The organism is Streptomyces sp. NPDC004658, from assembly GCF_040609555.1.
Classification (GTDB): domain Bacteria; phylum Actinomycetota; class Actinomycetes; order Streptomycetales; family Streptomycetaceae; genus Streptomyces.
The window spans coordinates 25,449-37,549 of sequence record NZ_JBEXKG010000074.1; the positions used below are offsets into that span (position 1 = coordinate 25,449).

The following is a 12,101-nucleotide window of genomic DNA, read 5'->3' on the forward strand; positions in this document are numbered from 1 at the left end:
AGGGGCGCGGGGAACTGCGCGACCAGCCCCACGCGACCCGCACGGCACCCCGGCCGCCAGGCACCCCGGCCGCCAGGCACCGCGCGCCCCAGGGCACCGTCAGCGCTCAGCCGGGGATCAGCCCCTCGTCGCTGAGCATCTCCCGGACCTCCTCCAGCGTCGCGTCCGGCGACGGGAGGATCAGCTCGGAGGGTTCCAGCGCGTCGTCCGGCAGCGGGGTGCCGAGCCGGCGGACGGAGTCGAGGAGGGCGCCGAGCGTGCGGCGGAAGCCCTCCTCGTCGCCGTGCTCCATCTCCTCCAGCAGCTCGTCGTCCAGCTTGTTCAGCTCGACGACGTGGGAGTCGTCCAGCGTCACCTGGCCCTCCCCCATGATCCGTACGATCACGTCGGCCTCCTCGGCTCGGGCCCCGGCGCCGGCTACTGCTTGTCGAAGCGCGGGGTGTCCTGCGGCTGCTGCTGGGACTGCCCCTGACCGGTGCCGCCCTCGATGGCCTGCTGCGGGGAGCCCCCGGCCAGCTCGGCCTTCATGCGCTGCAGTTCCAGCTCTACATCCGTACCACCGGAGAGCCGGTCCAGCTCGGCCTGGATGTCGTCCTTGTGCATGCCGGACTGGTCGTCCAGGGCTCCGGAGGCGAGCAGTTCGTCGATGGCGCCGGCCCGGGCCTGGAGCTGGGCGGTCTTGTCCTCGGCGCGCTGGATGGCGAGGCCGACGTCGCCCATCTCCTCGGAGATGCCGGAGAAGGCCTCGCCGATGCGGGTCTGGGCCTGGGCGGCGGTGTAGGTGGCCTTGATGGTCTCCTTCTTCGTACGGAAGGCGTCCACCTTGGCCTGGAGGCGCTGAGCCGCCAGGGTGAGCTTCTCCTCCTCGCCCTGGAGGGTCGCGTGCTGGGTTTCGAGGTCCGTCACCTGCTGCTGGAGGGCGGCGCGGCGGGACAGCGCCTCGCGGGCCAGGTCCTCACGGCCGAGCGCGAGCGCCTTGCGGCCCTGGTCCTCCAGCTTGGAGGACTGCTGCTGCAACTGGTTGAGCTGGAGTTCCAGGCGCTTGCGGGACGTGGCCACGTCGGCGACGCCACGGCGGACCTTCTGGAGCAGCTCCAGCTGCTTCTGGTACGAGTAATCGAGGGTCTCGCGCGGGTCCTCGGCCCGGTCAAGGGCCTTGTTCGCCTTCGCGCGGAAGATCATCCCCATACGCTTCATGACACCGCTCATGGGCTTCGCGCGCCCCCTTCTGACGGACTCCAGCTCACAGATCCTGCGACAGGACCCACAGTACGGGCCCTGCTTCCATTACCGCACTGTTCGCGGGGTGATGCGCTCATCCCCGAGGACGACTGCGGTGCGTACCGCTCCGGCGCAGGGAGTAGGTGATCCCCCCTGACACCGCCGGAAGCCCTCTGTGTGTCCCCTCTGTCCCCCTAGAGACGTCCGGTGTTGCCGGATCGTTCCCCACCGGACTGGGGTCCATGCCGGTGCAGCCCTTACCCTTGGGTTTTGTGTTCCGTAGCCGTGCCAAGGAAGAGAAGGCCCCGACCGCCGACAAGGCGCCGGTGACCCTCTCCAAGCAGCCCCGCGACCCGCAGGCCCCGAAGGGCAGGCCCACGCCCAAGCGCAGTGAGGCCCAGTCCCAGCGCCGCAGCGTCGCCCATACGCCGACGAACCGCAAGGAGGCCGCGAAGCGCCAGCGCGAGGAGCGGCGCCAAGCCCTGGAGCGGCAGCGCCAGGCGCTGGCCAGCGGCGACGAGCGGTACCTGCCGGCCCGGGACAAGGGCCCGGTCCGCAAGTTCGCCCGGAACTGGGTGGACTCGCGGTTCAACGTGGCGGAGTTCTTCCTGCCGCTCGCCGTGGTCATCCTGGTGCTGAGCGTGGTGCGGGTGCCCGCGATCCAGAGCATCGCGCTGCTGCTGTGGCTGATCGTGATCGTGCTGATCGTGCTGGACGGGGCGGTCAGCGGCTTCCGGCTGAAGAAGCGGCTGAGGGAGCGCTTCCCGGACGAGAACACGCGCGGCGCCGTCGCCTACGCGCTGATGCGGTCCTTGCAGGTACGCCGGCTCCGGCTGCCGAAGCCGCAGGTCAAGCGCGGAGAGCGGCCCTGAGCGCTGACGCTTTCACCGGGGGCGCGGCCGATGCCTGGCTGGAGAAGCTGGGCGGCCTGCGGGATGTCGTACGCCAGGAACTGGTGACCCGGCAGCTGGACGAGCAGATAGCCGGGCGGTTCCCGGTCGGGCAGCGGCTGCGGGTGCTCGACGTGGGGATGGGCCAGGGCACGCAGGCGCTGCGGCTGGCCCGGCTCGGCCACCATGTGACCGGGGTCGAGCAGGACGCGACGATGATCGCCGCCGCGCGGGAGGCCGTGGCCCGGGAGCCGGAGGGCATCCGGGAGCGGGTGCGGCTGGTGCAGGGCGACGGGCGGGACACCGGTGTGCACTTCCTGCCGGGCAGCTTCGACGTGGTGCTGTGCCACGGCGTGCTGATGTACGTGGAGGAGCCCGATCCGCTGGTGGCGGGCCTGGCCCGGGTGCTGGCGCCCGGCGGCCTCCTCTCCCTCCTGGTCCGCAACGGCGACGCGCTCGCCATGCGGCCGGGCCTGTCCGGGGACTGGTCCTCCGCCCTGGCCGCCTTCGACACCACCTCCTACCGCAACCGCCTCGGTCTCGACGTCCGGGCCGACCGGCTCGCGGCCCTCACCGCCACCCTCGACGGCATCGCCGCCCCGCTGCACGCCTGGTACGGCGTCCGGGTCTTCACGGACACGGCGGCGGACGGCGCGGCGGTCCCGGACGACCTGGAGACACTGCTCGCGGTCGAGGAGCGGGCCGGCCGCACGGACCCCTACCGCGGGGTGGCCGCGCTGCTGCACCTGTGCGGGGTACGGGGCTGAGCACGTTCGGGGGAACAGCGCGGGACGGGTGATCACCGCGCGGTGAGACTCGGGACATGGACGCTTCCCGTACCCGCACGCGTGCCCTCCCAAGAGCGGTCCTGGCCGTGGCCCTGGTGTGCTGCGCGGCCCTCGCCGCCGGCTGCACCGCCCCCGCCGCCGAGGCCGGACGGGACACCGCGGCCGCCACCCGGGCGGCCCTGCCGATGACCGCGAACGACCTGCAGAGCCAGTACCAGAAGGTCATCCGGGAGGTCCTGCCGTCGGTCGTGCAGATCCAGGCGAGCCGGGACCTGGGCTCCGGGGTGGTGTACGACGACAAGGGGCACATCGTCACCAACGCGCACGTGGTCGGGTCGGAGAAGACCTTCCAGGTGACCACGGCCAACAACGAGGAACCGCTCACCGCGAGCCTGGTCTACTCCTACCCCGAGCAGGATCTCGCCGTGGTCCGGCTGGACAAGGTGCCGGACGGGCTGAAGCCGGCGGTGTTCGGGGAGACCGAGAAGGTGCAGGTCGGTCAGATCGTGCTGGCCATGGGGTCGCCGCTCGGGCTGTCGTCCAGCGTGACCCAGGGCATCGTCTCGGCGACCGGACGGACCGTCAGCGAGGGTGACTCGGGCGGCGGTACGGGCGCGACGATCGCGAACATGGTGCAGACCTCGGCCGCGATCAACCCCGGCAACAGCGGCGGCGCGCTCGTCGACCTCGACGGGCGGGTGATCGGCATCCCGACGCTCGCGGCGGCCGACCCGACCTTCGGGAACAGCGCGGCGCCCGGCATCGGGTTCGCGATCCCGGGGTCCATGGTGCGGACGGTCGCCGACCAGATCGTCCGGGAGGGGAAGGTCGTCGAGTCCGGGCGGGCGGCCCTGGACATCACCGCGCGGACGGTCGTGAACGACCGCTACCAGCCGAGCGGGGTCGCGGTGGTCACCGCCCGCGCCGGCGGCGCGGCCGACCGGGCGGGCCTGCGCGCCGGCGACATCATCACCGCGGTGGGTGACCGGCCCGTCACCACCATCACCTCACTCGCCGAGGCGCTGGCGGACGACAAGCCGGGCCGGCGCACCACGGTGACCTACCAGCGGGACGGCACCGAGAAGACGGTCGAGGTGACACTGGGCGAGCAGTGAGGAGGGTGCCCCCTCCTCACCCCGTTCACTGTCGGGTCACGCGTCGGCGTGCAGGCTCATCGGCCCGTAGATCTCGTTCGTCTCCTCGAACAGCCGCACCTGGTCGGCCCCGCCGTCCAGCAGTGCCTTCCAGTGCTCGCCGATCCAGGACTCGGCATCCCCCTGCGTGGTGAACTCCTCGGGCTGCACGGCCGGCTGGACCTCCGTCCCGTCGGCCTTCTCGAACCGCCACGTCCATGCCGTCATCTGGGCCTCCTTCGATCCGACACCTGCCCCCGCAGCGTATGCGCTGCACCGGGCCCGCCGTTAGAGGCGGTGGATCATCCGGGTGGCCGGTCGCGCGAGACGTTCGGGGGCAGGCGAAAATCAGTCCGTGGACGTGACTCTGCTCGGTACCGGTGCCCCGGCGGGACTGCCTCGCCCCGACTGTTCCTGTGCCGCGTGCGCGAGCGCGCTCGGGCCGGACGCGCGGGCCGCGACCGCGGCGCTCGTGGACGGGACGCTGCTGCTGGACCTGACGCCGGGCGCGGCGTTCGCGGCGGCCCGCGCCGGGCAGTCGCTGGGCGGGGTACGGCAGGTGCTGCTGTCGCATCCGCACGACGGCCCGGCGGTGGAGGTCCCGGCCGGGCTGCCGCAGCCCGGGCGGGTCCCGGACGGGCGGGAGTTGGCGCTGCTGACGGGGCATCGGGTGCGGGCGGTGGCGATGGACGCGGGCGGCACCGGGTACGCGGTGACCGGGCCGGACGGGCAGCGGCTGCTGTATCTGCCGCCGGGCGGGGCGCCGGCGGGCCTGGAGGGGGCGACGGCGGAGTCGTACGACATGCTCCTCGCGGACGTCGTGGGCCGTCCCGACGCGCTCGCCCGGCTCCGCGCGGCCGGCTCGGTCGGCCCCACGACGGATGTGCTCGCCGTCCACCTGGACCACGACGTGCCGCCCGGCCCGGAGTTGCGGCGCCGGCTCGCGGCGGCGGGGGCGCGGGCGGTGCCGGACGGTACGACGCTGGTGGTCGGGGCGTACGAGGAGGTGCCGGACGTGCCGCGGCGGACGCTGGTGCTGGGCGGGGCGCGCTCGGGCAAGTCGGTGGAGGCGGAGCGGCGGCTGGAGACGTTCCCGGAGGTGCTGTACGTGGCGACGGGCGGCACACGGGGCGGGGACACCGAGTGGGCCTCCCGGGTGGCCGTGCACCGGGAGCGGCGGCCGGGGTCGTGGCGTACGGCGGAGACGACGGACCTGGTGCCGGTGCTCGCGCAGGACGGGCCGCCGGTGCTGATCGACTGCCTGTCGCTGTGGCTGACGGACGCGATGGATTCCGTGGAGGCGTGGGACGACGCGGCGTGGGCGGGCGGGGGTGAGAAGGCGCTGCGGGAGCGGGTGCGGGAGCTGACGGCCGCGGTGCGGGGGACCCGGCGGACCGTGGTGGCGGTGTCCAACGAGGTCGGCTCCGGCATCGTCCCGGCGACGGCTTCCGGCCGCCGCTACCGGGACGAACTGGGCCGGCTGAACGCGGCGTTCGCGAACGAGTGCGAGCAGGTCCTGCTGGTGGTGGCGGGCCAGGCGCTGGTGCTGAGGGGCTGACGGGCCGCGCCCCCGCGGGCACCCGCCCGGCGGACCGCCGTCATCCCCCGTCCTTGCGCGCCACCACCCGGTAGGCGTTGGAGAAGCGGGTGCGGCGGAACAGCGGGGCGCCCCCGTGGTCCAGGGCCGCGGCCAGGGCCTGGACGGGGATCGCCGCGAGCTGGACGACCGGGTGGGCCTGGGCCACGGCGAGGGCGACGGCCGCCGAGAGGTCGTACGGCACGTGCGGGGCCGCGCGGTCCGTGACCAGGATCGTGCAGCCCAGGGACCGCAGTTCCGCACGGAGGTTGGCGAGCGGCACCAGGTGCAGGTGGCGCGGCTGGCCGTACGGCAGCCACCATCTGCCCAGCAGCGTGGCGAACAGGCAACGCGGATCCGGGACTTCGACGACCAGGTGGCCACCGCGGCGCAGCACGGTCAGCGCGGCGCGCAGTTCGGCGCGCGGGTCGGGGGCGTGCTGGAGATGGTGGAACATGGTGACGACGTCGTAGCGGGCGCGCAGCCGGGCAGCCATCCCGGGGGTCGTGAGATAGCCGCGGTGCGCCTCCTCCACCCGCCCCTCCAGCAGCGCCTGCTCCACCCGGGCCGTCGGGTCGAGTCCGTCGAAGCTGGTGTAGGGGAAGAACTCCTTCGCCGCCTCGGGAAACCGGGCGTGGCCGGTGCCGACGTCGAGCCAGCTCTCCGGTTCCCGCAGCGCGGACAGCCGCCGGGCGGCGCCGCGGTGCCGGCGGCGGACCGCCCGGGCGGGGAGGACCTGCGCGGCGAACTCCGCCAGGTGTCTTTCGTAGAAGTCGCGGTGGAAGAAGGCGAGTCCCTCCGCGCTGAGCCGGGGGTTCTGGAAGGCGTGGCCGCAGTCCCGGCACGCGTCGAGGACGAACCTGCCCGCCCGGTGGCGCAGCGGGTCGGGGGCGCGCAGCCGGGTGCGCAGGCGGGGGGAACCGCACCAGGGGCAGTCCTCGCGGCGGGGCTCCTGGAAGGGGTCGTGGGGGGTGGTGATCTGCGGGGTGAGGGGCGAGGTCGGCATGGGCGTGCTCCCTGTGCGACATTCCGCGGCAAACCGGAACGTATGGGATCACGCTGTGAGGTGCAAAGACGTCGTGGGGGTGTGGTGGCGATGTGGCGCGGGCGCGTTCGCCCGCTGGCGGTACTGTTCGGCGAATGAGCAGCCTTAATCTGGACGACTTCACCGATCTGATCGAGCGCCCGGACGGGGGCGTGCGCCGTGACGCCGAGGCCCGGCGGGAGCGCCAGATCGTGCCGCCGGGAGCGCTGGGCCGCCTGGACGAGCTGGGCGAATGGCTGGCCGCCGCGCGCGGCACCGTGCCGGTGCGCCCGGTCGAGCGGCCCCGGGTGGTGCTGTTCGCCGGCGACCACGGCGTGGCGGAGCTCGGCGTGTCGGCACGGCCCGCGGGCGGTGCGGAACAGCTGGTGCGCGCGGTGCTGGAGGGCGCGAGCCCGGTGGCCGTGCTGGCGCGCCGGCTGGAGGTGCCCGTACGGGTCGTGGACATGGCCCTGGACTGCGCGCCGGACGCCTTCCCGAAGGACGTCGTGCGGCACCGGGTGCGGCGGGGCAGCGGCCGTATCGACATCGAGGACGCGCTCACCCTGGAGGAGGCCGAGGCCGCGCTGCGGGCGGGTGTCGCGGTCGCCGACGAGGAGGCCGACTCGGGGACCGACCTGGTGGTGCTCGGCGATGTCAGCGTCGGCGGGACCACGCCGGCGGCGGTGCTGATCGCCGCGCTGTGCGGCACCGACGCGTCCGCGGTGACCGGGCGGGGCGGGGAGGCGATCGACGACCTGGCGTGGATGCGCAAGTGCGCGGCGATCCGGGACGCGCTGCGGCGGGCCCGGCCGGTGCTCGGGGACCAGCTGCAGCTGCTGGCGGCCGTGGGCGGGGCGGACCTGGCGGCGATGACCGGGTTCCTGCTCCAGTGCGCGGTGCGGAAGCTGCCGGTGATCCTCGACGGAGTGGTGGCCGCCGCGTGCGCGCTGGTCGCGCAGCGGGTCGCCTTCCGGGCGCCCGACTGGTGGCTGGCCGGGCACGACAGCGGGGAGCCGGGGCAGGCGAAGGCGCTGGACCGGATGGCCCTGGAACCGCTGCTGGAGCAGGGGGTGAGGGTCGGCGAGGGCGTCGGCGCGCTGCTGGCGCTGCCGCTGGTGCGGAGCGCCGCCGCGCTGGCCGCGGAGCTGCCCGTGAGGCCGGCGGCCGGGGAGGAGCCGGAGGAGGAGAAGGAAAGGTGAGGCCGGTGCCGCCGACAGGCTGAAAAGTGCGGTTCGCCGGAGCCGCACCCATATGATCCTGACCCATGGGAGATGTCCGAATTGCCGTGGAGCAGCGAGCCGAGGCGGCGCGGACGGGTGAGCGGGCGCGGCGGTCCACCGGGGCCTCTCGGAGGGCCGCCGCGTTCGCCGTCTGGTACCTGCGGACCGTCGCCTTCGTCAACTTCCTCAGCGCGGTCTGGGTCTCGCTCGGCCAGGACGTGCGCCGGCACAACCAGGACGACTTCTTCACGCCGTACCTGCTGACGGCCGGCTTCGCCTCCGGTGTGTTCACCGCGTTCCTCGCGATCACCATGCGGCGCCGCAAGCGGGCGGCGTGGATCCTCAACCTGGTGATGAGCGGGCTCTTCCTGGCGCTGTTCGCGTTCGCCATGGCCTTCCCGGAGATCCGCCGGTACCCGCAGAACTGGGTCTCCCTCGCGCTGACGGCCGCCTTCGTCGGCGCGCTGCTCGCCGGCCGCCGGGAGTTCTACGCCAAGGGCGACCGGTCCAATCCCCGGCTCGCGGCCACGGTGGCCGTCGGCGGCGGGGCGGCGGCGAGCCTGCTGGCCGGGCTGCTGGTGACGGTCACCAACCAGGCGCCGGACGCGGCCCGCTCGACGTTCCCGGAGCGCTGGCACTACGGCACCCTGCGCCTGGTGTCGGTGGCCGCCGAGGAGTCCCACTTCCCCGGGATCGACCCGCCCAACTGGGCCAACGTGGCGATCAACGTGCTCAGCACCGCCCTGGTCCTCGCCGTGTTCTACGCCGCCTTCCGGTCCCGGCGGGCCGTCGACCCGCTCGGCGAGGAGGACGAGAAGCGGCTGCGGGCACTGCTGGAGCGGCACGGCGACCGCGACTCGCTCGGCTACTTCGCGCTGCGCCGGGAGAAGAGCGTGGTGTGGTCGCCGACCGGGAAGGCCGCCGTCGCCTACCGGGTGGTCGGCGGGGTGAGTCTCGCGTCCGGGGATCCGATCGGGGACCCGGAGGCCTGGCCGGGGGCGATCGTCCCCTGGCTCGCCCAGGCGCGGGCGCACGGGTGGATCCCGGCGGTCATGGGGGCGAGCGAGGAGGCCGGGACCGTCTACGCCCGGCACGGACTCGACGCGCTGGAACTCGGGGACGAGGCGGTCGTGGAGGTCGCCGACTTCACCCTGGAGGGCCGGGCGATGCGCACCGTGCGGCAGGCGTACAACCGGGTGAAACGGGCCGGGTACCGGGTGCGCATCCGCCGGCACGAGGACATCCCGGCCGACGAGATGGCGCGCCTCGTGGAGCGAGCCGACGACTGGCGGGACGGCGCCACCGAGCGCGGCTTCAGCATGGCGCTCGGCCGGCTCGGCGACCCCGAGGACGGCCGGTGCGTGATGCTGGAGTGCACGGACGCCGAGGGCCGGCCGCGGGCGCTGCTGTCCTTCGTGCCGTGGGGGCCGCACGGGCTGTCCCTGGACCTGATGCGGCGGGACCGGGACTCCGACAACGGGCTCATGGAGTTCATGGTCATCGAGCTGCTGCGGCGGGCCGACGAGATCGGGATCACGCAGGTCTCACTCAACTTCGCGATGTTCAGGTCGGTCTTCGAACGTGGCGCGCGCCTCGGTGCGGGACCGGTGCTGAGGCTGTGGCGGTCGCTGCTCAGCTTCTTCTCGCGCTGGTGGCAGATCGAGTCGCTGTACCGCGCCAACGCCAAGTACCGGCCCATCTGGGAGCCGCGGTTCCTGCTCTTCGAGAAGAGCGCGGACCTGCCGCGCATCGGCCTCGCCTCGGCCCGCGCGGAGGGCTTCCTGGAGGCGCCGGGACTGCCGAAGTGGCTGCACCGCAGGCACCTGGACACGCATCGATGAGACACGCTCGACGGGGGAACGCTCGATGGCCGGAACGCTCGACGGGGGAACGTTCGAGGAGGGGCGTCCGATGAGGACGCCGGCCCGGTGGGCCCGTGCCGAGTGGGGGCCGCTGTACGCCGCCGTGCGCGACCCGCTGCGCGGACGCGGCCTGGTGGCGGCCCCGTTGACCCTGGCGGCGGTGGGCCTGACGGCGCTCCTGCAGTACGTGCAGAACCAGCCGTGGGGCTACCGGCTGGTGCAGGACCTGGGTGCCGTACGGGCCGACGACCCGCTGTGGCTCGCCCTGCTGCGCACCCCCCTGTCGCTGTTCGTGCCCGCGCTGGACCTGCCGGTGTGGGGGGCGCTGGCACAGATCCTGCTGGTGTTCGGGATCGCCGAGCTGTGCCTGGGCTGGTGGCGGACGCTGACCATCGCCTACGTCGCCACGCTCGCCGGAACCCTGTACGCGCGCCTCGGCATCACCCTGGGCGCGCACGCCCCGTTCGGGCTGCCGTGGACCGACGGCCAGGTGGTGGACACCGGCCCGTCCGCGGCCGTCGTGGGGCTCGCGGTGTTCGTGTGCTGGCGGTACGGCGCCTACACGACGGCGGGCGCGGTGACGCTGGCGATGGTCGTCGAGGTGCTGCTCAAGGAGAACCTGGCGGGCAAGGAGCACCTGGCCGCGCTGATGGCGGTGGGCCTGCTGTGCCTGCTGACGGCCTCACGGCACCGCGCCACGGCCCTGTCCGGCCGGGGGCCGGGCCTGCCGCCGATCCAGCCCTAGACGGCGGTCGTGCCGGCAGGCCCGGGGGGCCGCAGAAGCGGCGAGCCGACACGGCCGGGCCGTACCGCGCCGACAGCACGCGGCACCGCGCCACGACCCTCTCCCCTCGCGCCCCCGGTCAACGGTGACCGGGCAGGCGTGCCGGGCGTGGGGCGGGCTTGCCGCCGATCCAGCCCTGAACGGCGGTCATGCCGGTAGACGCGGGGCCGTAGAAGCGGCGGACCCACGGCGAGCCGACACGGGCGAGCCGGGACGGCCGAGCTGGACCGCGCCTACGGCACGCGACCCCGCGCCACGGCCCTCTCCCCTCGCGCCCCGGTCAACGGTGACCGGGCAGGCGTGCCGGGCGTGGGTCGGGCTTGCCGCCGATCCAGTCCTGGACGGCGCGGCTTCGCCGTGCCCAGCGGCGGTCGTGCCGGTAGGCGCGCAGAGCGGCCCTGGCGCGGGCGCGGGGGCGGCGGCCGTAGAAGCGGCGGGCCCACGGCGAGCCGGGACGGGCGAGCCGGAGCGCGCCGACGAGCGCCACCAGCGGCACGATCACCCCGAAGAGCGCGGTGCGGGCCTTGCCCTTGTGCAGCGCGACCAGGGACAGGAGGAAGTTCGCGACGATGTTGGAGATGACCGTGCCGCGGTCGGCCAGCTCCTGCCGGGAGAGGTCGTTGACGCCGAACGGGACGAAGCCGGCGAGCAACAGGCCGACCAGGGCGGCGGTGAGCACGACGGCCTCGACGCTCTTGCGGCCCTCCTCGGTCCAGTAGACGTCGTCCAGGTGCAGGATCAGCGCGAACTCGTCCAGGACCAGGCCCGCTCCCATGCCGAACAGCACGGCCGAGACGACTCCGCCGGCGCCGTGCCGGTCGCTGGCCACCGCGCCGAACCCGCCGACGACGGTGAGGACGACCCCGGGGACGACGTGGTGGATGTGCAGCCCGCCCGCCTCGACGTTCCCGAACGGCCCCTTGCCCGCCCTGATCAGGCGGGTGATGACCCGGGTGACGGCGAAGGTCAGCACGAAGGCGGCGAGGGCCAGCAGCAGCGGAAGCTTGCCCGGCTCGACGATGTTCCGCACCCACCAGTGCCCCATGTGCGCACTTTATCCCTCCCGGCCGGGCCGGTCGCCGGATACCCTGCGCCGGTGCTCACGTCGTCCCCGTCCTCCCCGACTCCCCCGTCCTCCCTCCGGGACGGACTCCGCTTCGCCTTCGGCACGCTCACCGTGCTGCCGGTCCGGGTGCGCCGCTGGGACCGGGGGGCCGCGCGCGGGGGCATGCTGTGCGCGCCGCTGGCCGGGCTGGTCGTCGGCGGGTGCGCGGCCGGACTCGGCCTGCTGCTGCTCTTCCTCGGCGCGGGCCCGCTGCTCGCCGCCGTCGCCTCGGTCGCCGTACCGGCCGCGCTGACCCGCGGGCTGCATCTGGACGGGCTCGCCGACACCGCCGACGGGCTGGGCAGCGGCAAGCCCGCCGAGGACGCGCTCCGGATCATGAAGCAGTCGGACATCGGGCCGTTCGGGGTGCTCACCCTCGTCCTGGTGCTGCTCGCCCAGGTCGCCGTGCTGGCGCAGCTCTACGGCGGCTCCTGGGCCCGGGGTGCCGTGGCGGCCGTCGCGTCGGCGGTCGCGGCCCGGCTGGCGCTCACCCTGGCC

At 74.1% G+C, this 12,101-nt stretch carries 13 protein-coding genes; 8 read left to right on the top strand and 5 right to left on the bottom strand.

Annotated elements, in window-relative coordinates:
- Positions 1-106 precede the first annotated feature (106 nt).
- The gene (locus ABZV94_RS23865) at positions 107-385 is read right to left on the bottom strand and encodes a hypothetical protein (RefSeq protein WP_356343393.1); all 279 of its coding nucleotides are present in this window, start codon (positions 383-385) and stop codon (positions 107-109) included.
- Between the two features lie 32 nt (positions 386-417).
- Entirely contained in the window at positions 418-1,197 is a 780-nt protein-coding gene (locus tag ABZV94_RS23870) for a PspA/IM30 family protein (RefSeq protein ID WP_078611732.1), read from the bottom strand.
- Between the two features lie 266 nt (positions 1,198-1,463).
- Between ABZV94_RS23870 and ABZV94_RS23875 the strand changes: the two genes are divergently transcribed.
- The 3 genes from ABZV94_RS23875 (at position 1,464) to ABZV94_RS23885 (ending at position 4,014) form a co-directional block, all read left to right on the top strand.
- Entirely contained in the window at positions 1,464-2,093 is a 630-nt protein-coding gene (locus ABZV94_RS23875) for a DUF3043 domain-containing protein (protein WP_356343395.1), read from the top strand.
- A gap of 83 nt (positions 2,094-2,176) precedes the next feature.
- Positions 2,177-2,878 (top strand): methyltransferase domain-containing protein, encoded by a 702-nt coding sequence (locus ABZV94_RS23880; protein ID WP_356343397.1) that lies wholly within the window; start codon positions 2,177-2,179, stop codon positions 2,876-2,878.
- A gap of 56 nt (positions 2,879-2,934) precedes the next feature.
- On the top strand, positions 2,935-4,014 hold the full coding sequence (locus ABZV94_RS23885) for a trypsin-like peptidase domain-containing protein (protein WP_356343399.1): 1,080 nt from the start codon (positions 2,935-2,937) through the stop codon (positions 4,012-4,014).
- Between the two features lie 36 nt (positions 4,015-4,050).
- On the opposite strand, the gene ABZV94_RS23890 is transcribed toward ABZV94_RS23885, so the two are convergent.
- Positions 4,051-4,260, bottom strand: coding sequence for a hypothetical protein (locus tag ABZV94_RS23890; protein WP_356343402.1), 210 nt, complete (start codon positions 4,258-4,260; stop codon positions 4,051-4,053).
- A 127-nt stretch (positions 4,261-4,387) separates the two neighbouring features.
- Between ABZV94_RS23890 and ABZV94_RS23895 the strand changes: the two genes are divergently transcribed.
- Positions 4,388-5,590: a bifunctional adenosylcobinamide kinase/adenosylcobinamide-phosphate guanylyltransferase gene (locus ABZV94_RS23895; protein WP_356343404.1), complete on the top strand. Its 1,203-nt coding sequence runs from the start codon at positions 4,388-4,390 to the stop codon at positions 5,588-5,590.
- 40 nt (positions 5,591-5,630) lie between these two features.
- On the opposite strand, the gene ABZV94_RS23900 is transcribed toward ABZV94_RS23895, so the two are convergent.
- Positions 5,631-6,614 (bottom strand): class I SAM-dependent methyltransferase, encoded by a 984-nt coding sequence (locus ABZV94_RS23900; RefSeq protein WP_356343406.1) that lies wholly within the window; start codon positions 6,612-6,614, stop codon positions 5,631-5,633.
- A gap of 134 nt (positions 6,615-6,748) precedes the next feature.
- Here ABZV94_RS23900 and cobT point away from each other — a divergent pair, with 134 nt between their 5' ends.
- The 3 genes from cobT (at position 6,749) to ABZV94_RS23915 (ending at position 10,459) form a co-directional block, all read left to right on the top strand.
- On the top strand, positions 6,749-7,831 hold the full coding sequence (gene cobT, locus ABZV94_RS23905; protein WP_356343409.1) for a nicotinate-nucleotide--dimethylbenzimidazole phosphoribosyltransferase: 1,083 nt from the start codon (positions 6,749-6,751) through the stop codon (positions 7,829-7,831).
- Positions 7,832-7,896: 65 nt separating this feature from the next.
- A complete protein-coding gene (locus ABZV94_RS23910) occupies positions 7,897-9,693 on the top strand; it encodes a phosphatidylglycerol lysyltransferase domain-containing protein (protein WP_356343411.1) in 1,797 nt (598 codons plus the stop codon).
- Positions 9,694-9,763: 70 nt separating this feature from the next.
- Entirely contained in the window at positions 9,764-10,459 is a 696-nt protein-coding gene (locus tag ABZV94_RS23915) for a hypothetical protein (protein WP_356343413.1), read from the top strand.
- Positions 10,460-10,778: 319 nt separating this feature from the next.
- On the opposite strand, the gene ABZV94_RS23920 is transcribed toward ABZV94_RS23915, so the two are convergent.
- The gene (locus ABZV94_RS23920) at positions 10,779-11,543 is read right to left on the bottom strand and encodes a hypothetical protein (RefSeq protein WP_356343416.1); all 765 of its coding nucleotides are present in this window, start codon (positions 11,541-11,543) and stop codon (positions 10,779-10,781) included.
- A 51-nt stretch (positions 11,544-11,594) separates the two neighbouring features.
- On the opposite strand from ABZV94_RS23920, the gene ABZV94_RS23925 reads away from it, so the two are divergent.
- The coding region (locus tag ABZV94_RS23925; RefSeq protein ID WP_356343418.1) for an adenosylcobinamide-GDP ribazoletransferase at positions 11,595-12,101 on the top strand (507 nt) is incomplete at its 3' end.